Origin of the sequence: Thiomicrospira sp. WB1 (assembly GCF_001507535.1) — a bacterium.
Taxonomy (GTDB): domain Bacteria; phylum Pseudomonadota; class Gammaproteobacteria; order Thiomicrospirales; family Thiomicrospiraceae; genus Hydrogenovibrio.
This window is the reverse complement of record NZ_LQBN01000001.1, coordinates 578,978-599,426: the sequence shown is the minus strand read 5'-3', so window position 1 is coordinate 599,426 and position 20,449 is coordinate 578,978. Positions and strand designations below refer to the sequence as shown.

Below are 20,449 nucleotides of genomic sequence, written 5' to 3'. Positions count from 1 at the left end.
TGTCATATACACGCCCTCAACCAGGTTTTTCTAACCCGAATGTTTCATGAATTTGTGCTGAGATTGCGCAGGAACTTGTTTTCACAAGGAAATTTCCGAAGAAGCGTCGTATCCATGATTACGACCGTCTGAGGAAATATTGCTTGTGGAATCAAGGGGCAAGCAAGGTCGGTGCAAATTTGTGAAATATTCGGGCTAACCAGGCCTGGTAGAAAAACACCCGATACAAATGCGTCAGGCAATAAAAAAGCCATGACCCCCAAAAGGGCCATGGCTTAGGCGTTCACCGATCCGGTTATAAGGATCAGCTGCCTGGCTTGCTCATGCCACCTTCGGTGTATTTGACGCCACCGTGCCATTGCCAGATAAAGTACAGCAATGGAATCACCAGCAGTGTCAACACCGTGGCGGAGAAGGTACCAAAGATCAGAGAGATCGCCAGACCTCCAAAGACCGGATCGGTGATCATGATCATGGACCCGAACATGATCGCCAACGCCGTCAGCAAAATCGGCCGGAATCGAACCTTACCAGCTTCAATCACCGCTTCTTTCAGTGTCTTGCCTTCGGCCCGATACTCAAGGATGAAGTCGATCAACAGCAAAGAGTTACGCACCACGATCCCGGCCAGTGCAATCACCCCGATCATGGACGTGGCGGTAAAGGCCTGTCCCATGATCCAGTGGCCCGGAAACACCCCAATCATGGTCAACGGGATCGCCCCCATCACAATCAACGGCATCATAAACGAGCGGTAGTAACCCACCAGCACCAGATAAATGAAGATAATCGCCACAATGAAGGCGCTGCCCATATCGCGGAACACATCGAGTGTCAGGCGCATTTCACCGCCCCAGAGCAGGGAATACTCCATCACGTCTTTCGGCTCGGCTTCCACAAAGCCCAGATTGGCGGTATGGAAGGTGACGTCGGATTCCGGCAGTTTGACGCCGTCCAGCATGCCATCCAGGGTCAGAACGGCATAAACCGGGCTGGAGCGCAGCAGCTCACCCCCGACCATCACCATCTGATGCTGGTCACGTCCGATGATCGGCTTGGCCTTGGTGACTTCCTTGATGTCGGCAAAGGAGGCGACCGGCACGGACGCACCGGAACGCGATTGCACATTCAGTGACATCAACTGTTCCGGCACGGTCCGTTCAGAGCGCGGTAAACGCACCACAATATTGACCGGCTCTCGAACGTTATCAAGGTGCATGTAGCCCAGCTCATAGCCATTAATGTAATCGCGCAACATCTTGGCAACCTGAGCCGGCACCACACCCAACAGATTAGCCTGAGTGCGGTCGATATTGATCTGATAGCTGACGCTGTTAGCGGTGACACTGTTATCAATATTCGTCAGACCATAGACATCATGCATCTTATCCGTGATTTCCAGCGCCGCCTGACGGAGCTTGTCGTAATCCGGCCCGTAGAGTTCGGCCAGAATCTGCGTGGTCACCGGCGGCCCTGGCGGGGTTTCATACAGCTTGATGTTGGCCCCAGGGAAAACCTTTTTGACCGAGCTCAATCGCTCGTCGAGCATTTGTACCAGTTCGTGCGACGATAAATCCCGTTGGGTTTTATCGGTCAGGTTCACCCGAATTTGGGCAAAGTTCACGCCCTGTTTGATCAAGTCACCGCGCACCAGTGCGGCAAAGTCAATCGGTGCCGGTTTGCCCAGAAAAACACTGTAATCGGTCACATGCGGCAAATCGGCAATCACCTCATTGACACGACGGACCACAATATCGGTGCTCTCGAGCGCCGTGCCTTCCGGCATGTCCACCTGAACCAGGAAGGTGCTGGTGTTGTCATACGGCAGCATCTTCACTTCCACGCCAGCCGGGTGCAGGGGATTGTTCATGCCATCATCCCGCATAAACTGCAGCGCAGGCTGAATCATGGCCGCAAACAGTGCCATCAACACCACAAACAAAAACACATTGCGCTTGGTGCGACTTTCCAGCATGGGCACAATGGATTTTTCATACAGTTTCTGCATCCAATCCGGTTCGGTGACATGATGCGTCTCCGTGCTTTCTCGGGACTGCATCTCCTTGATGGCCTTATTCCCCAACAAACGGTACGAGAGGTAAGGCACCAGCATATAAGCGATCACCAGGGACGCAATCATGGCCACCGGCACGTTAAACGGGATCGGTGCCATAAACGGCCCCATCATCCCAGTCACAAAAATCATCGGGATAAAGGCCAGTATGACCGCAAACGTCGCGACATTAGTAGGGTTCCCGATTTCATTGGTGGCTTTAATCAATAATTCATCAAAATTCTTGGGATCAAACCCTTCGTGTATGTGTCGGTGTATGTTTTCGATCACCACAATCGCGGCATCCACCAATAACCCCAGCGACAGAATCAATGCAAACAGGGTGATCCGGTTGATGCTCTGGCCGGACACATAGCCCACAAACAGCACCACAAACAGAATCAATGGCACGGTCAATGTCACAATGCCCGCTTCACGCCAGCCCAGGAACAGGACCAGAATCACGATCACCGAGCCCACAGCAATGCCTAAGTGTTCCATCAAAATGTTGACGGCCGCATTGGCTTTTTTGCCATCGTCGCGTGTCACCACCACGTCGACGTTGGCAGGAATCACGCTCTTTTTCAGCAGATCAACCTTATCCAGTACGGCATTGGCCACGGTCACCGCATTGGTGCCGGGTTTTTTGGCCAGCGAAATGGTCACCGCAGGCTGTTCGCCGCGAATGTTTTGCCCGGCCGCCGAACCGAAACCGATTCGGGTGCTGACGTCTTCTTCCATCGGGCCGTCTTCAATGCGGGCAATGTCTTTCAGGTAAATCGGGCGACCCTGGTGAGTGCCGATAATGATCTCACCCACTTCTTCGGCATTGCCCAGATACCCGTTCAGACGCACCGGGTAGTGCTGATTCTGCTCCACCAGACTGCCCGCTGGCAGGGACACATTATTGCCCTTTAGCATGTCGCTGATGGTTTGCAGTGACATGCCCACTGAGGCAATTTTGCGGGCATCCAGCCACACATTGACCGCCCGTTTTTTGCCACCGACCACATCGGTAAAGCTGACGCCGGGCACTTTGCGGATTTCTTCCACCACCTTGAGAGAAACGTCACGCAGGTCAAAGCCGGACAGCTCCGTGGAGGTGAGCGCCAGTGTCATAATCGGCACATCGTCCACATTGATGGGTTTGACGATCGGTTCCTGAGTATCCGGTGGCATGCGGTCCATGTTCTGCATCAGCTGGTTATAGAGCTTGACCAGACTGTCTTCCTGGTTTTCGCCCACATCAAACTGAACCGTTACCACCCCGAAATCGTTGCTGGCATACCCAAAGGTGTGTTTGACGCCCGAGACCGAGTTCATAATGCTCTCAAGGGGTTTGACCACCATGTTCTGAACTTCTTCCGGGGTCGCCCCGGCTTTCGGCACCATGATGTTGGCCGCAGGGACCACAATTTGCGGATTGTATTCACGTGGCGTGACCATCAATGCCAGCACCCCAGCCAGCGTCACCGCCACCATGATCATCATGGTGATCTTCGAGTGAATAAACGCCTTGGCCAGTTTCCCGGCTGAATTAAGCTTGTCCGCGCTCATTTACGCCCCCTTGCCTTGTGCGTCGTCGGTTGCGATGCGGTCCCCATTGAGGATGCTCATATTATTGTCCACGACAATGGTGTCCCCCAGCTGAAGACCGGATTTGACCTCGACCTGATCACCAATGACTTCGCCCAGACGTACCATATGGAAACGGGCCTTGCCGTCGGAGACCACAAACACGCCTTCAATGCCCGAACGGTTCACCACGGCGGTGCGTGGCACCATCATGGCCTGACGTTCCCCATGGGTAAACCCAACGCGCGCAAAAGTCCCGCTGTTCACATTACCAATGCCTTTAGGCAGGCTGAGTTTGACTGTGTGGGTGCGCGACTTGGGATCAGCCGCACTCACCAATGTATAAACTTCCCCCTCAATGGGCGCAAGCTTGCCATCCAGTTTGATTTCGGCCTTGTCACCCAGGCGCAACACCGCAAACAAGTCTTCCGACACCTGCGTCTGAACACTCAACGATTGCAGATTTTCCAGCACCAGAATCGGATTACCCGGCGCAGCCAGGTCACCGGCAACGGCCATTTTCTCAACCACCACGCCATCAAACGGCGCCTTGACGTTGACATAGTTCAGCTGGGATTGCGCCTGATTGTAGGCAGAACGAGCCGCGGCCAGATTTTCCTGCGCGACGCGGTACTGCAGACTGATTTTGTCAAACTGCTGCTTGGACACCGAGTCTTCTGCATAGAGCTTTTTAAACCGGTCATAATCCAGTTTGGCATCTTCCAGTGCGGCTTTGGCCTGCTGGTAGCCCGACTTGGCCTGGGTAATCTGCGCACTCACATCATTGGAATCAATCGAAAACAGCAGATCCCCCGCGTCCACGCGATCACCGACTTTCACGTCCAGGTCTTTAATGTAGCCCATCAAACGCGACGCAATGCGCGCTTTCTGGTCCGGGACCACGGAACCGGGCACCACCGACTGCAAGGGAATGGATCCCAATTCAACCGATGCCACAGGCGCATCAATGGTTTGCACATTGACCGGATCGGTTTCCGGATTGGTTGACTCACCACACCCCGTCAGCCCCAGCGTCAATAAGGCAACAAGCAATGGGGTTTTCATAGAATACGCGTTGATTTTCATCCGACTCACCTGATTTGATTGGTTGAATTGATTAAAGCTGAGCCAAGCTCATTGCGCCGGTTTCCAAACGCAGCTTGGCTTTTTGAATGTTCTTTTCGTATTGAGATTTGACCAGATCGGCACGCGCCTTATCCAGCTGCGCCTGATTGGCCAGCACTTCGGTCATGGTGGCAATGCCGCCCTTGTAGCGTTTCATAATCAAACGTTGGGCCTCTTCGGCCTGGGCCACGGCCAACTCATTGGATACCACGCGTTTTTCAGCCACTTTGAGCATGCGCCAGGCTTTGCGCACGGCCAAACGGGTTTGATTGGTTTTGGATTGCAGTGCCGCCTTGGCCTCTTCGGCTTCCGCGCGCGCGCGGCTGACCCGATTGCTGGTCACGCCAAAATCGGTCAGCTTCCAAGAAACCACCCCGGCCACGGTGTAGGAGGTGCTGTCAAAACCAAGGTTTTCATCATTGGCATCCCCGCGCGCCATCAGATTAAAGCTTGGGTATTTGTCGGCTTCACTGGCGGCAATGGCCGCTCGTTTGGCTTCGGTCTGCGCGCGCAACGCTTCCAGTTGCGGATTGGCGGTCATGGCCTGCTGGCTCAATGAATCCGGTGTGTGCTCCGGCAATGTAATATCCTGACGCGCCCCAATCTCAATCTGCGCGTTTTCATCCATGGCCATCAGCATTTTCAGATTGTCCAGCGCAATCTGCTCTTCCATCAACGCCTGCTCATAATGCGTTTGCGCCTCTGATAAATGCACGTTGGCACTCAACAGCTCGGAGCGCACCACAATGCCCTGCTCGACCAAGTTTTCAGTGGTGTTCACATACGCCTGCGCCGCTTCCATCGCTTGCTTGGCGACATCAATAAAGGCCCGCGCCGTGTGCACGCCTTCATAGGCTTTGTAGACATTAAAGGTGAGGTACTGTTGCGTGGCCTCATCACCCTGGCGCGCTGCGGCGATCATGGCTTGGGCCTGATCTTCATAACTGCCGATTTTTCCGCCATTCCAAACCGGCAGCTTCACTTCCAAACGGCTATTGAAATTATTATGCGCACCAGGATGGTTTAAATCGTCAGGCTCAACACTTAGGAGATTAGGGTTAGTCGAATCAAAATCCGCAAAGCCAAAATCTGCAAATGTCGCCTGCCGCTGACCCAGTTTCATGCCAAACACATTCATCGCATCATTGGAACGGGTCCCGGTCAGGGAAGCAGTAATCTGAGGCATGCGGCTGGCTTCGGCCTCAGCCAGAGCGGACTCGGCCTGAACAATCCGTTGTTGACTGACCGTCATCTCCGGGTTTTTGCCCAGTGCGGTCTCCACGCAGGCTTCAAAATCCAACGTGACCGGATTGGCGCTGGCCATGCCCTGAGCACTGATTAACCCCACGGCCATCGCCACAGGCGACAGTCGGCGCATAAATCGATGTAAGCCGTTTACTGATTTCATACTTTCATCCTTTTTGCCTGGATGGCCTGCCCGGGCCTTATTCACCAAACATTAGTGATAAGGCCCTGAAATGACAAACACATTAGCATATAAGCATTTTCTAATAAGCGAGGATTATAAATAAGTTTTCTCTAATATGCCAGTGCTGTCCGGCTTAGTCATTGTGACATCAAGGCGAACCATAATGCCCCAACAGCAACTGTTTCATCCAGACCAACTGGCGATGAAAAAAATGACTGGCCTGCGCCCGCCAGACCAGATCCGGCACCTGCTCCCGAGCCAGGGCCCAGTCCAGCACTTCCTTGGGGTCGACCACTTCATCCTGCCCGCCCTGAATCAACAACCACTCCGCCTTGGGATGAAACCCACTCAAATCATACAGGCTTACCGGTGGTGCCACCGTACACAATTGATCCGCGTTCAAGGCATCGGCCTGTGCCACGCTGATGTAACTGCCAAATGAAAACCCGGCCAGGGTCAAGTGCGACACGGATTCGGTGGCCCGCAACCACTCGACCACGGCAGCCAGATCGTATTGTTCACCCAGCCCTTCATCATAATCGCCGGCAGATTCCTGCACCCCACGGAAATTGTAGGCCAGTGTTCCCCAACCCAACTGCTGGAACGTTCGTTCCAGCGTGGTCACGACTTTATTATCCATGGTGCCCCCGTACTGAGGATGCGGATGACTCAACACCACCCAGGCTGTGTCATGAACGGAGGGACTCGACTCTGCCAGCCGAGAGGCACCGGGCCGGGTGAGACGGGCTTGCAAGGGGCCAACTTCCCCCGGAATGACAAGACTAGTGGATGATGCAGGCATAATTTCCATGGTCAATGAGGTAATGCCGGCCATTTTACCCGAGTCCCCGCCTCGATTCGAAAGACTCTGCCAAACAGTCGCCTGAAACCCGCTCGACCGCTACAATGGTCTCATTGAAAGAGCCATGGAGCAGACAATGCAAGAACGAACACTGATCATTGATGACGCCATTCCCTTCGGCGAAGCAATGTTCTCTCACCTCGGCCAGGTCAAATTACGACCCGGCAAAGCCATCCGCCCGTCCGACGTTGCAAACGCCGACGCATTAATTGTGCGCTCCCGAACGCAGGTCAATGCTGACCTGCTACAAGACAGCGGCGTTAGCTTTGTCGGCTCCACCGTGGTCGGCCTGGACCACATTGACCAGGCCTGGTTAAAACAACAGAACATTCCCTTCTATTCTTCACAGGGCTGCAACGCCAACTCCGTCGCCGAATACGTTTTAACCAACATTATTCGCCTCGCGGCACAAAATGAGTGGAACCTGACCAGGCTAACACTCGGCATCATTGGCGTCGGGCACGTCGGCAAACGCCTGCAGACACTGGCCGAAGCCGTCGGTCTGACCTGCCTTTTAAATGACCCGCCTCGTGCCGCGCGCGAAGGCTCAGACGGCTTCTGTGAACTGGACGAAGCACTGAAAGCGGACATTATCTCGCTGCACACACCCTTATCCCATGAAGGAAAATGGCCAACGTATCATCTGCTGGCGCATTCGCATCTGGCAAGGCTCAGTCCGAACCAGGTGCTCATCAATGCCGCACGCGGTGGCATTGTGGATGAAGCGGCCTGGGTGACGGCGCCCATGAACGAAAATCTCATTGATTGCTGGGAAAATGAACCGGAAATCCGGGCTGACCTCTATCAGAAAGCCACCCTTGCCACCCCTCACATCGCGGGTCATGCCCTGGACGCTAAAATTAAGGGCAGTGAGATGGTATACGAACAGCTTTGCCAGCACTGGCAAATCCCCCCGCAGCAACATTGGCAGGCAGAATTACCCCTCCCTCCCGCACCGCTTCAAATTGAACCCGCTCCTCAATTAGCGAAGACGCTATGGCAGCTTTTGAAGCAATGTTACAACCCTTTGGACGACGATCAGGCCATACGGGCCAAAGAGATTCAGGGCACGCATAAAAAATATGAATATTACCGTCGACACTACCCGGTGCGGCGAGAGTGGTCACAACACCGAGTGGCAAAAACACCCGATAAAAATTTAAATAAGCTATTGATAGAACTAGGCTTTCAACTAATTTAGCAGACACTTATTTCAGGGTTTCGTTATCTCTTAATATTAGCAAGTCGTTATGTCCATAAAAGAAAGTTATTTTGCCGACAAAAAATTTGATTTTCGCCCCATTCGGCACCCGAGTAATCTTGGTTCTGAAAATTGACTTACATCAAAAAACACTTGCCACAGCCATCCGGTTGTGGGCAAGTGAGAACGAACGCAAACCAATGGAGAACGACTCAATGAAACTGATGACACTGTTCAAAACCGCTTTTGTGGCCGGCAGCATCGCCCTGCTTTCCGGGTGTGGCACCATCAACGCCATGGGCAACCTGAATGACGGCGCGAGCGATACTTTTTTCGAAGTCTGGGACAAATGGGTTGAAGCCGAAGGCGATATCGCCGACGCCACCATGTGGGAAATGAAAGTAGAAGAAGGCGTTGAATTCGTTGACGTGGTTGACGCCATCAATAATGCAGCCATGGGCACCGGTCTGATGAACGTCGGCGTACTGCCCCTGTCCGAAGAACTGAAAGCCCGCGGCATCGAATCCAAGCGCATTCACGTTATGTCTTTCTGTAACCCTGAAACCGCTCGTAAAATGATCGACTTTTCACCGGCGATGGGTGGTTTCCTGCCTTGTCGTATCACCATCGTTGAAGAAGAAGATGGTCTGCATCTCTACAGCATGAACATGGACATGATGGTCAAAATGGGCAAAAAACTGCCACCAGAACTGAAAGAAGAAACCATGCATGTGCGTAACACGGTTTGGAAAATGATGGAAAAAGGTGCTTCCGGCGCTTGGTAAGCTCCCTCCCGATCCTCTGATTAGAAACCCGCCTTGCGCGGGTTTTTTTGTGCACGAATGAATGTCTAAACCTCGCCCCTCTGATCTAGAGCATCGCCTTCAAACGCCCCGCTTCCCCCACTGCCCTCACCAGCATTCCTGCGAAAATAATGATCTTTCAGACCTTTCACGGGCGAAGAAAAAGCCTAAGAATGACAAAAGCCTTGGCATAAGGCCTACCGGAGACACTTTGAACCAGGACGACACTCAAACGCCAATCTGCTTGCCTTTTCACCAGGCCTGGTAATGTTTGCATTCATTGCTCACCGCTCACCGCTCACCGCTCACCAAGTACAGTATTTAATAATATTAGAAACTCTTAATAAAAAAACTCTGCTTAGTTATAAAAAAGTTTTGACTTCAATAAAGACAATTCCTTATTTCATAGAACACTTATATTAGAAAACGCTTATTATATTTAATATCAAGAACTTAAGTTATTTTTTGACTTGGATCAAATTTCGAACACATCCCCAGTCCCGTACGAATTAATCCCACTAATCAATCATAAAATTTTTTTGATTATTAAATCAGAAAACGCTTATGCATAGTGTTTTCTGAAAAGGTTGTGGCGCATGCTGCACACAACCCAGGAAAACCAACCTGATCACAACAACAAGAGAGAATGAACGCATGAAGTTAACAAGAATCGCACTCGCTGTGGCCACCACAGCCATGGTTTCAACCCCTGTTCTGGCAACCAACGGTGACAACCTGATCGGTCTGGGCGCACAGTCACGCGCACTGGGCGGCACTGGCACCGCCGCTTTCTTCGGCTCCGAAAACGCCCTGACCAACCCTTCTCTGCTCGGCAAAGGCCAAGGCACCGAGTTTGCCATTGGCGGGACTTTGTTTAAACCGGATGTGAAAGCCGAAACCAATGTCGCTTCAATGCCGGGTCAAACAGCATCACAAACCAGTGAGGCTGATACAAACATCATTCCTGAGGTCTCTCTCTCAACACGCCTTAATGACAACTGGACATTTGGCCTCGGCATCTTCGGCTCCGCAGGGATGGGGACAGACTACCGAGATAATGGCGGAGAAATGGACGGTACCGGGTTGTTCAACGGGTATAGCAATCTTCAGTTAATGAAATTCGCGCCTTCTCTCGCCTACAACAACGAGAACTGGGGGATTGGTTTTGCTCCTGTGATCCAATACGGCGCATTAGACATTAACTATCATTCCCGTAACAACAACGGCACACCTATGGACCCAACAGATGACCAAGTTTCTAATTTTGGTAACGGCATGTCTTCTGACCTGGGATATGGGTTTAACATCGGTGGTCATTTTGACATTACACCTGAATTTACCGTTGCTTTGGCTTACCAATCTGCTATTGATATGGAATATGACGATCAAATCACCGGTGCGGCGTGTGGTTTTGGCGTTGGTCCAACTGGATGCAACGCGCGCCCACAAACGAATACAATCACCTCGGACAATCTTGAGCAACCCGCGGAAATTAAAATCGGTGCCGCTTACACAATGGGCAACATGATGTTCACGGCTGACGCAAAACAGATTAAATGGAGTGACGCCAACGGATACAAGGATTTTAATTGGGATGACCAAAATGTATTCGGAGCTGGTTTCAAATACACAGCAAACAACTACTGGCTCGGTGTTGGTTACAACTATGCCGAAGACCCTATTGATGTCATGAGTGACAACAACCCGATGACCGCCTATCAAAACCAAGCAGTCAACCTTTTCAACAATCACTTTTTCCCAGCTGTGGTTGAACAACACTTTACCTTTGGTGGCGGTTATAACATTACCAAAAACCTAGCGCTTGACGCTGCCATTGTTTATGCCGCCGAGGTTAACAAAAAGGTTAACACCGGTACCATTTCTGACATGATGTCAGACGGAAGTTATGATGGAAATCCAGTAGACAGCACCGAACACGAAGTAACCCACTCTCAAATTGGGTACACGTTGTCTCTGCGCATGAACTTTTAAGTTGTACGCTTAGAACATCCTAACCAAACCGTCACCCGCGTTTGCGGCTGGCGGTTTTTTTATGCCTTTTTGACCAGGCCTGGTCAAAAACACATCTCTGCCCTCCTTAACCAATACATATACAGAAGCAATACATGTATTTTTCAAACTTTTCTTATTCTGTGCAATTTGTTTGTGATAGGATGCCAGACAAATGACCGATTAAGAGGAGCACACAGGTCTATGGCACGCATTCTGATCGCAGGTTGTGGCGACATTGGTTGCCGCTTGGGCAAGCAACTTTCCAAGCAAGGACATGACGTATTTGGCATTCGACGCTCTGCCGGCAAAGTGCCATCGGACATCCAGCCCATTGAAGCCGATCTGTTCGCGCCGTTGCCTGACTTGCCGGGTCCCTTTGATTATGTGTATTACATTGTGTCCGCCGGGGCTTTCAATGACATCGGCTATTATCGCGCTTACGTCCTCGGCCTTCGCAATGTGATCAAAGCACTGGAAACACAAGGCTTCTCCGACCAAATCAAACGCCTGTTTTTCATTTCCAGCTCCTCCGTGTTCACCCAAAACAATGGCGAAACCGTCACCGAAGACAGCCCGACCGAAGGCAAAAACTTTGCCAGTCGCCGTTTATTGGAAGCGGAAGAACTGGCTTTAAACGCCCCTTTCCCGGGAACAGTGGTGCGCTTTGGCGGCATCTATGGCCCTGGACGCACCTATCTGATCGACATGGTTTTGAAAGGGCATGCACACTGCATGGAAGACGTCTACAGCAACCGCATTCATACTGAAGACGCCGTGGGAGTTTTGGCGCACCTGCTCACCGTCGACCCGCTCGAGCCGGTTTACATTGGCGTCGACAATGAGCCCACATTGATTTGTGATGTGTATGAATGGCTGGCCGAACAGCTGTCTGCCTCGGTCGTGGAGCACAATGAGCCCACCGAAAACAGCCGGGCTCAACGTGGCAACAAACGCCTCTCCAACGCCAAAATCCGCGCCACTGGCTACACGTTTAAATACCCCAGTTTTAAAGAAGGCTACACGGCGTTACTGGAAGAAATCAACGAAGACACCGAAGCCGAGAGCGTCTAAGCCGATTATCGGTTTCGGCCACGGTCATCTTTCGAGGCGTCCGACTGATCCGACGACTCGTGTGTGACCTCACCATCAATCACACGCTCATCATGACCGGAACGCCCCTCGCTTCGTCCCAGCGTTCGGACATGGAGAATCTGATCCCCGTCCTCCGATTTCTGGGTCCACTCGGTTTCAAACACCCCGTCTCTTTGCTGCGCATATTGAGTTCGGCGCTGTTCAATCACCTTACGCGCCATCACCGCCCGCAAGGGCGGAATCAGCAGCAAAAAGCCCAGGAAGTCCGTCATCAGACCTGGAATCAGTAAAAAGAGTCCGCCCAAAAACAGCAAAACGCCTTCCATCATTTCCTGTGCGGGTGGCTGGCCTTGAGCCATACTGGCCTGTGCCCGCTGCATGGTGCTCACGCCTTGCTGACGCATCAGTGCCACCCCCACCACAGCGGTAAAAACGGTCAACAGGATCGTCGGCAGCGCTCCAATCACACCGCCGACCTCAATCAACACATAAAGCTCCGCCAGCGGCACCAAAATAAACAATAAAACAGTCAGATTAAACATACAGCCTCATTCACCCTTATACCCAAATCTACCGTGGCTTCATACCTCAATACAGACGTCAGCCTTACACAAACTTTGCACACCCTATCGTGGGGCTTTTACGTTAGAATCATTAGATCAATTCAACTAATTTGAGCGCCATCATATCAATGATGGTTGCGTTACAACAGAATTCAACGGGTAAGGACGACCTTTATGTTTCGCCGTTTTATAACTTTGACCGCTCGACGCTTCCAACACGTTTTACTTGGCATCCTGACTGTCAGCGCCTTTTCACTTGCCCCCTGGCAGGCGCACGCCAATGATTTATTGAGTGTGGATGATGCCTTTGCACTGCAACCGGTCACCGCAAAAAACGGCCAGATCCACATCACCTGGGACATTGCAGACGGCTATTACCTCTATCAAAAACGCATCAAAGTCACCTCGCCCGAGACAACACTCGGTCCGGTCAAGTTCCCCAAAGCCATCATTAAACAAGACCCTGCCTTTGGTGAATCCAAGGTTTATGAAAATGACCTCACCGTCACCGTCTCCATTCCCGAGGTGGACGCAAAGCGGTTGAAACTTGAAATCAGCTATCAGGGCTGTGCCGAAGAACAAGGCGTCTGCTACCCACCGCAAACGCGCAAAACCATGGTGGCGCTGCCTGAAGCAAGCGCTCAAGCCTCGCCGGGTGCCATTGCCAGCTTGGACAGCTTGCAGGCACTCAACGATTCGATCGTGGCAGACAGCGGCACCAACCTCTTGCCAGAAGAGGAAGCCTTTCAGTTTGACTACCAGCCCGGCACCGGCCAAAACCGGGGCATGCTGGTTCTGACCTTTGCGGTCGCCGATGGCTACCACCTGTATGAAGACAAATTCAAAGCCACGGTCAAATCCGGGCAAGCATCCCTTGGCACGCTGCAATTGCCGGAATCTACCCTGACCGATGACCCGGTGTTCGGCAAGGTCGCTGTGTTTCATGATGACTTCACCGCCCGTTTGCCGATTGGCAACGTGCTGGACACAGCCGAAATCGAACTGACGTATCAAGGCTGCTCAGTGGACGCAGGTGTCTGCTATCCGCCCACGACAAAAACACTGACGGTCTCTGAACAAAACTTTGCTCAACCGCTGAGTGAACCCGCGATGCCGTCCGCGCCTCAGACCAGCAACGACCTGTCTGAGTCTGATCGCATTACCCAAACCTTGCAAGACAGCTCTCTCTGGCTGATTATTGGGACCTTCTTCCTCTTTGGGCTGCTGCTGTCATTGACCCCTTGCGTCTTCCCAATGATCCCGATTCTGTCCAGCATCATCGTCGGTCAAGGGGACCAAATCACCACCCGACGCGCCTTCACCATGTCGCTCGTGTATGTGCTGGCGATGTCGGTGACCTACACCGTGGCCGGGGTGCTCGCCGGTGTGTTTGGCGAAAACCTTCAGGTCATGTTCCAAAACCCTTGGATCATCGGCACGTTTGCACTGGTTTTCGTGGCACTGGCCTTTTCCATGTTCGGCTTTTATGAACTGCAACTGCCCGCGTCATTACAGAACAAAATCACGCAAGTCTCCAACCAGCAAAAAAGCGGGACCTTGACCGGTGTAGCGATCATGGGCTTTTTGTCGGCCTTGATCGTCGGTCCCTGTGTGGCCCCTCCGCTGGCTGGCGCACTGATCTACATCGGCCAGACCGGGGATGCGTTGCTCGGTGGCACCGCCTTGTTTGCCATGAGTCTGGGCATGGGCGTACCATTATTGTTGCTGGGTACCTCTGCCGGTAAGCTTTTACCCCGGGCAGGCGCCTGGATGGATAACGTCAAAGCCGTCTTTGGGGTGCTCATGCTGGCGCTGGCCATCTGGATGGCGGATCGTATCATTCCAGGCTGGGCAACCTTGATGCTTTCCGGCCTGCTATTGATTGGCGTGGGTGTCTATCTGGGCGCACTGGAGCCAATTGGCGAAAAATCCGGCTGGCACAAGCTGTTTAAATCCCTGGGCGTGATTTCACTGATTTACGGGGTGATCATGTTGGTCGGACTGGCAAGCGGTTCCAACCAGTTGCTGCAACCGCTCAAGGGGCTGACTGGCACATCAAGCGGAAGCGTTCAAACGCAAGCACTTGATTTTAAAAAAATCGATTCCCTTCAGGAACTGGAAGCCGAGCTGGCCAAAGGCGAGCCCATTATGCTGGACTTTTATGCTGACTGGTGCGTGAGCTGCAAGGAAATGGAAGCGCTCACCTTTACCGACCCGGGCGTTCATCAGGCGCTGGAAGGCGTCACCCTGCTCAAAGCGGACGTGACCGACAACACGGAGGTACACAAGGCTCTCATGAAACATTTCAACATTGTGGGACCGCCAGCCATTCTGTTCTTTAAAAACGGACAGGAACAAAAAGCCCAGCGTGTCGTCGGTTTTCAGAACGCACAAACGTTTACCGACAACATTCAGCAGGCACTCAAATAGTGCCACAGCGCTTACTCACTGTCTTAGCCATTTCGCTTTGCGCTATAATGACTTAATGTTCATCCGGTATTCAAAGGGCGGTGCGTAATGCGGTGGCTTACCACAGCTCAATTCAACTTCCTCTGGCTTTTTCTGCTGCTGGTCTCCGTGTGGCTGGGCGGTATGGCGTTTCTCAACCACCAGAGCGAGCAACAAAAACAGGCCTATATCGACAAAAAACTGTCTGATCTCACCTTGGCCTGGCGTTCTGTTCAGCACCTGCAGAAAAAGAGCAAACGCGCTTTTTTAAACACCTATATCATGCAACCGGATGTGCTTTCACTGCTGCACGACGCCCAGGACCCCGACAAGCGAGATCAAGCCCGTCAGGCCCTTCAGCAAAAGATGACCCCGGTTTATGAACAGCTTAAGGCCTCTGACATTTATCAATTCCAGTTCACCCTGCCCGACAATACCAGCCTGTTGCGCATGCACCGGCCCGATTTTTACGGCGATGACTTATCCGGCTTGCGCGACTCCTTCCGTATTGCCAACGAGACCCTCAAGCCGGTCTCCGGTTTTGGTCTCGGGCGGGTTTTGCCAGGCTTTCGAAATGTTTTTCCAATCATTGATGAAGAGCAACACCTCGGGGCGGTCGAATTCAGTCATGCCTTTGAAGCACTGCGCCAGGACATGGCCTTTCTCGACCCGAATCGTGAATACAGCCTGATTTTGCATCCGCGCGTCAAACACGCTTTGTTCCAACGCTTTAAGAATTACTACATCCAAAGCCGTTTCAACTCGGACTGGATTGAAACCGATACCCGCAAAAACTTACCCAATTCACCGCCTAAGCCCTCTATTTTTTCCAAACGAAGCGGAAACGTGTTGAGTGACATGCCGGAAGTTGCAGAAAAAATGCGGCAAGGAAATGATTTTGCATTAAATTATTCAATACAGGGTCACCAATACCTGGCCAGTTTTTTGAGCATTCGGGACCTGGAAAACAAGCCTGCCGCTTACATTATCGCCTTGGCAGAAGCACCATTTCTGGGACAACTCGATCAGCGCCATACGACCAGCCTGATTTTCATCACCCTCCTAGTTGTTTTACTCGGTGGGGCCATCCATCTCATTAACCATAATCGCAAAGAGCTCAAAATCGCGGCCACGGCGTTCAATGTTCAAGAAGGCATTGTTATCACCGATCCGGACGGCCATATCCTCAAGGTGAATCATTCTTTTACCCGATTAACCGGCTACGCCCCCCATGAGGTGATTGGCAAAACCCCAGCCGTTTTAAGCTCAGGGCTTCAAAATGCCAAATTTTACGAAACCATGTGGCACCAACTAAAAAAACACGGTCGCTGGCAGGGTGAAATCTGGAACCGACGTAAAAACGGTGAGACGTATGCCGAATATTTAACCATTACCGCGGTCTACAACGATCGAGGGCGTGTCACCAATTACATTGGGGCCTTCATCGACATCACGCAACGCAAAGAAGACGAAGAGCAGATTCGAAAACTGGCCTTTTACGACCCTTTGACAGGACTGCCAAACCGCCGTCTGTTGATTGAACGTCTGGAACATGCCATTGCCATGAGTCAACGCCACCATACATACGGCGCTGTCCTGTTCATTGACTTGGATAACTTCAAGCACCTCAACGACACCCGAGGTCATGATGTGGGGGATCAGCTCTTGGTCGAAGTGGCTGAGCGCCTTAAAACCGTTTCCCGTGATACCGACACCATTGTGCGCTTGGGCGGCGACGAATTTGTATTGGTCTGTGAAGCCTTGAGCAATGATGAGCGGCTTGCCGCCAGAGATGCAGAAAAAATTGCGGAAAAAATCCGTTCCAGTCTCACAAAACCCTATCACCTCAACACCATCGAACACTACAACAGCCCCAGCATCGGCATTGCGCTTTTCCGCGACGGCCTGAACGACCTGGATGACCTGCTCAAACAAGCCGACAACGCCATGTATCAGGCCAAAAATGCCGGGCGCAACACCATTCGCCTGTTTAACCCCGCGATGCAAAGGGAACTCGAGAACCGCTTACTCCTGGAAAAGGATCTGCGCGGCGCCATGGAAAAGCAACAACTGCAACTCTACTTTCAGCCTCAGGTCGGACGCGGTGGCCAGCTCAATGGGGCTGAAGCGCTGCTACGCTGGCAGCACCCCGAGCGAGGCATGGTGCCACCGGATGAATTCATCCCTCTGGCAGAAGAAAGTCACCTGATCATCCAAATCGGTCACTGGGTCTTGCAACAGGCCTGTGAAACCCTTTGTCATTGGCAAAGCACCCCTGCACTCAGTCATCTGACTCTGTCGGTCAATGTCAGTGGTCGTCAAATTCGCCAGCAGAACTTTGTCAAAGAAGTCACTCAACTATTGGAACATTACGCCTTCCCGCCTGAGCGACTCAAACTGGAAATCACCGAATCCATTGCACTGGACAACATGCACGACACCCTGGAAAAAATGCAGGCACTGCGCGAGATCGGCGTTATCTTTTCCATGGATGACTTCGGGACTGGCTTTTCCTCGCTGTCCAGTATCAAACAATTGCCCTTCAGTCAGGTTAAAATCGACAAAAGCTTCATCACCGACCTGGAAAACGATCAAAGTGATGTGATCCTCACCCAGACCATTATTGCCATGGGCCAGGCCCTGCGACTGGAGGTACTGGCCGAAGGGGTCGAGACCCAAAACCAGCAACAAAAACTGGCGAACATGGGGTGTTTCCACTATCAGGGTTATTATTTTTCCCGCCCCCTGCCACGTGCAGAATTCAACGACTACCTGAAAAAAGCCTGTCCACCCAGCTCAACTGACTGAAACCGACTTTTCAAAACAGATCAGAACAATTCGTGCATGTTTTTGCATTCACACATATTAAAGCCTGACCAATTCAGGTATAATTCATTATTATTTTGACGCAATCGTATACCGCACAAACGAAGGCTGTACTCTATGGCAAACATCCTGGTCATCAACGGCCCCAACCTCAATATGTTGGGCAAACGCGAGCCGGAGATATACGGACGCCAAACCCTGGCGAATGTGATTGAAGACCTGGAAGCGCTGGCCGATGACTACGAAGTCCGCCTGCTGCACTACCAGAGCAACAGCGAGAGCGCGATCATTGAGCGCATCCATCAGGCCATGGACGATGTCGCCTTCATCATTATTAATCCGGCGGCCTTTACCCACACCAGTGTGGCCATTCGCGATGCACTGGCCACCGTCAAAATTCCATTCATCGAAGTGCATTTATCCAACATTCACCGCCGAGAACCATTCCGAGCTCACTCCTATTTTTCCGATCTCGCCGAGGGCGTGATTGCCGGTCTGGGAACCATGGGCTACCAGCTTGCCCTCACCGCTGCGGTTGAAAAAATCAAATAACTTTATTCAAAGGATACAACTATGGACATTCGCTCGATTCGCAAACTGATCGAAATTGTTGAACACTCCGACATTGCCGAAATTGAAATCAAAGAAGGCGAACACAACATTCGCATCACCCGCTCCAAAGAACCGGTCATGATGCAGGCACCTCAGCAAATGGCCGCGCCCGTCAACACCATGCCTGCTCAGACCTCGGAAGCCCCGGCGCAAGCCACACCAGAGCAAAGCGCTCCTCAAGCCGATGCGGAACCCAGCGGCAACAAAGTGACCTCACCAATGGTCGGGACATTCTACGAAGCCTCTTCGCCCGATGCAGCGCCCTATGTTCAAGTCGGCGACAAGGTCAATGTGGGCGACACACTGTGCATCATTGAAGCCATGAAAATCATGAACCCGATCGAAGCGGAAGTCTCCGGTACCGTCAAGAAAGTGATGGCGAAGAATGCTGAGCCGGTCGAGTTTGGTCAAACCCTGTTTATCATCGAATAAACCGCAAGTCGACCGACATTTGGCTCCCCTAACTTTTTGCTTTGTGACCCAACACGAGACAGCCCATGATTGAAAAAATTCTGATTGCCAACCGTGGCGAAATTGCGCTACGCATTTTGCGCGCCTGCCGTGAAAAAGGCATCAAAACCGTCGCCGTACACTCTCAGGCCGACGCCAACCTCAAGCACGTCCTACTCGCGGATGAATCCGTCTGTATTGGCCCGGCCTCTTCCGGTGACAGTTATCTGCACATTCCCAGCATTATCGCCGCCGCCGAAATCACGGACGCGGAAGCCATCCATCCAGGCTACGGCTTTTTATCGGAGAACGCCGATTTTGCCGAACGAGTGGAAGAAAGCGGGTTCATCTTTATGGGCCCCAAGGCGGAAACCATTCGCCTGATGGGGGATAAAGTTTCGGCCATCCGTGCCATGAAGGCCGCAGGGGTGCCGACGGTCCCCGGCTCAGGTGGCCCGCTGGGCGACAACGAAGACGAAAACAAGCGCCTTGCGCGGGAGATCGGCTATCCGATTATCATTAAAGCCTCCGGCGGCGGCGGCGGACGCGGCATGCGCGTTGTGCATACCGAATCCAATCTGATCAAGTCCATTCAGTTAACCCAATACGAAGCCGGGAACTTTTTTGGCAATTCCGAAGTCTACATGGAAAAATTCCTCGAAACCCCGCGTCACATTGAAGTCCAGGTTTTGTCCGATGGACAGGGCAATGCGGTACATTTAGGCGAGCGCGACTGTTCCATGCAACGACGCCACCAAAAAGTCATCGAAGAAGCGCCGGCGCCGGGGATCACACAAGAAGAACGCGACCGGATCGGCCAGGCCTGCGTCAATGCCTGTAAGGAAATCAATTACCGCGGGGCTGGCACCTTCGAATTTCTTTATGAGAAGGGTGAGTTCTACTTCATCGAGATGAACACCCGACTGCAGGTCGAACACCCGGTTACCGAGCAGGTCACCGGGATTGATCTGGTCGCCGCACAGATCGACATTGCCACCGGCCAGCCTTTGGCCCTGAAACAGGAAGAGATCGAGGTTCGCGGCCATGCCATTGAATGCCGCATCAATGCGGAGAACCCGTCCAAAAACTTTGTGCCGTCCCCGGGGCAAATTGATCGACTGCACTTACCGGGCGGGCCCGGTGTCCGTTGGGATTCTCACATCTACACCGGCTACACGGTTCCTCCTTATTACGATTCGATGATCGGCAAACTGATTTGCACCGGCAACACCCGTGAATCGGCCATCGCTCGCATGGAAACCGCCCTGCACGAGCTGATCATTCAGGGCATTGACACCAACATCGGCATGCAGGAAGAAATCATGAGTGACCTGGGCTTCCGTGAAGGCGGGCCCAACATTCACTATCTGGAGCACCGACTGGAACATCTGGTCTGA

At 52.3% G+C, this 20,449-nt stretch carries 14 protein-coding genes; 9 read left to right on the top strand and 5 right to left on the bottom strand.

Annotation, left to right across the window (positions count from 1 at the left end; all coding sequences use genetic code 11):
* Positions 1-304: 304 nt before the first annotated feature.
* The 4 genes from AVO41_RS02670 to AVO41_RS02655 all read right to left on the bottom strand — a co-directional run bounded on the left by AVO41_RS02670 (position 305) and on the right by AVO41_RS02655 (position 7,017).
* A complete protein-coding gene (locus tag AVO41_RS02670) occupies positions 305-3,610 on the bottom strand; it encodes an efflux RND transporter permease subunit (protein WP_068582174.1) in 3,306 nt (1,101 codons plus the stop codon).
* Positions 3,611-4,693: an efflux RND transporter periplasmic adaptor subunit gene (locus AVO41_RS02665; protein WP_235584639.1), complete on the bottom strand. Its 1,083-nt coding sequence runs from the start codon at positions 4,691-4,693 to the stop codon at positions 3,611-3,613.
* 52 nt (positions 4,694-4,745) lie between these two features.
* Complete coding sequence (locus AVO41_RS02660; RefSeq protein ID WP_235584638.1) at positions 4,746-6,161, bottom strand: TolC family protein; 1,416 nt, start codon at positions 6,159-6,161, stop codon at positions 4,746-4,748.
* 169 nt (positions 6,162-6,330) lie between these two features.
* On the bottom strand, positions 6,331-7,017 hold the full coding sequence (locus tag AVO41_RS02655; RefSeq protein WP_235584637.1) for an alpha/beta hydrolase: 687 nt from the start codon (positions 7,015-7,017) through the stop codon (positions 6,331-6,333).
* Between the two features lie 103 nt (positions 7,018-7,120).
* On the opposite strand from AVO41_RS02655, the gene AVO41_RS02650 reads away from it, so the two are divergent.
* The 4 genes from AVO41_RS02650 (at position 7,121) to AVO41_RS02635 (ending at position 12,132) form a co-directional block, all read left to right on the top strand.
* Positions 7,121-8,245 carry a 4-phosphoerythronate dehydrogenase gene (locus AVO41_RS02650; protein WP_068582165.1) on the top strand — a complete coding sequence of 375 codons (1,125 nt, stop codon included), beginning with the start codon at positions 7,121-7,123 and terminating at the stop codon, positions 8,243-8,245.
* 215 nt (positions 8,246-8,460) lie between these two features.
* Positions 8,461-9,030 (top strand): DUF302 domain-containing protein, encoded by a 570-nt coding sequence (locus AVO41_RS02645; RefSeq protein WP_068583256.1) that lies wholly within the window; start codon positions 8,461-8,463, stop codon positions 9,028-9,030.
* Positions 9,031-9,702: 672 nt separating this feature from the next.
* Positions 9,703-11,040: an OmpP1/FadL family transporter gene (locus AVO41_RS02640; RefSeq protein WP_068582162.1), complete on the top strand. Its 1,338-nt coding sequence runs from the start codon at positions 9,703-9,705 to the stop codon at positions 11,038-11,040.
* A gap of 222 nt (positions 11,041-11,262) precedes the next feature.
* On the top strand, positions 11,263-12,132 hold the full coding sequence (locus AVO41_RS02635; protein WP_068582159.1) for an SDR family oxidoreductase: 870 nt from the start codon (positions 11,263-11,265) through the stop codon (positions 12,130-12,132).
* A gap of 5 nt (positions 12,133-12,137) precedes the next feature.
* Here the strand turns inward: AVO41_RS02635 and AVO41_RS02630 are convergent, their stop codons facing one another.
* Positions 12,138-12,695, bottom strand: a complete 558-nt coding sequence (locus AVO41_RS02630) for an FxsA family protein (protein WP_068582156.1) — start codon at positions 12,693-12,695, stop codon at positions 12,138-12,140.
* A 195-nt stretch (positions 12,696-12,890) separates the two neighbouring features.
* Here AVO41_RS02630 and dsbD point away from each other — a divergent pair, with 195 nt between their 5' ends.
* The 5 genes from dsbD (at position 12,891) to accC (ending at position 20,449) form a co-directional block, all read left to right on the top strand.
* On the top strand, positions 12,891-15,146 hold the full coding sequence (gene dsbD, locus AVO41_RS02625; RefSeq protein ID WP_068582153.1) for a protein-disulfide reductase DsbD: 2,256 nt from the start codon (positions 12,891-12,893) through the stop codon (positions 15,144-15,146).
* Between the two features lie 87 nt (positions 15,147-15,233).
* Complete coding sequence (locus tag AVO41_RS02620) at positions 15,234-17,972, top strand: EAL domain-containing protein (RefSeq protein ID WP_068582145.1); 2,739 nt, start codon at positions 15,234-15,236, stop codon at positions 17,970-17,972.
* Positions 17,973-18,107: 135 nt separating this feature from the next.
* Positions 18,108-18,542 (top strand): type II 3-dehydroquinate dehydratase, encoded by a 435-nt coding sequence (gene aroQ, locus AVO41_RS02615; RefSeq protein WP_068582135.1) that lies wholly within the window; start codon positions 18,108-18,110, stop codon positions 18,540-18,542.
* Positions 18,543-18,563: 21 nt separating this feature from the next.
* Entirely contained in the window at positions 18,564-19,034 is a 471-nt protein-coding gene (gene accB / locus AVO41_RS02610; protein ID WP_068582133.1) for an acetyl-CoA carboxylase biotin carboxyl carrier protein, read from the top strand.
* Positions 19,035-19,099: 65 nt separating this feature from the next.
* Positions 19,100-20,449, top strand: coding sequence for an acetyl-CoA carboxylase biotin carboxylase subunit (accC, locus tag AVO41_RS02605; RefSeq protein WP_068582131.1), 1,350 nt, complete (start codon positions 19,100-19,102; stop codon positions 20,447-20,449).

Bases quoted from the DNA above. Each gene is read 5' to 3' on its own strand.
- accC (WP_068582131.1), top strand. From the start codon at position 19,100: ATGATTGAAAAAATTCTGATTGCCAACCGTGGCGAAATTGCGCTACGC.
- AVO41_RS02670 (WP_068582174.1), bottom strand. From the start codon at position 3,610: ATGAGCGCGGACAAGCTTAATTCAGCCGGGAAACTGGCCAAGGCGTTT.
- AVO41_RS02635 (WP_068582159.1), top strand. From the start codon at position 11,263: ATGGCACGCATTCTGATCGCAGGTTGTGGCGACATTGGTTGCCGCTTG.
- AVO41_RS02640 (WP_068582162.1), top strand. From the start codon at position 9,703: ATGAAGTTAACAAGAATCGCACTCGCTGTGGCCACCACAGCCATGGTT.
- AVO41_RS02645 (WP_068583256.1), top strand. From the start codon at position 8,461: ATGAAACTGATGACACTGTTCAAAACCGCTTTTGTGGCCGGCAGCATC.
- AVO41_RS02630 (WP_068582156.1), bottom strand. From the start codon at position 12,695: ATGTTTAATCTGACTGTTTTATTGTTTATTTTGGTGCCGCTGGCGGAG.
- AVO41_RS02620 (WP_068582145.1), top strand. From the start codon at position 15,234: ATGCGGTGGCTTACCACAGCTCAATTCAACTTCCTCTGGCTTTTTCTG.
- AVO41_RS02665 (WP_235584639.1), bottom strand. From the start codon at position 4,693: ATGAAAACCCCATTGCTTGTTGCCTTATTGACGCTGGGGCTGACGGGG.
- AVO41_RS02660 (WP_235584638.1), bottom strand. From the start codon at position 6,161: ATGAAATCAGTAAACGGCTTACATCGATTTATGCGCCGACTGTCGCCT.
- accB (WP_068582133.1), top strand. From the start codon at position 18,564: ATGGACATTCGCTCGATTCGCAAACTGATCGAAATTGTTGAACACTCC.
- aroQ (WP_068582135.1), top strand. From the start codon at position 18,108: ATGGCAAACATCCTGGTCATCAACGGCCCCAACCTCAATATGTTGGGC.
- dsbD (WP_068582153.1), top strand. From the start codon at position 12,891: ATGTTTCGCCGTTTTATAACTTTGACCGCTCGACGCTTCCAACACGTT.
- AVO41_RS02650 (WP_068582165.1), top strand. From the start codon at position 7,121: ATGCAAGAACGAACACTGATCATTGATGACGCCATTCCCTTCGGCGAA.
- AVO41_RS02655 (WP_235584637.1), bottom strand. From the start codon at position 7,017: ATGGCCGGCATTACCTCATTGACCATGGAAATTATGCCTGCATCATCC.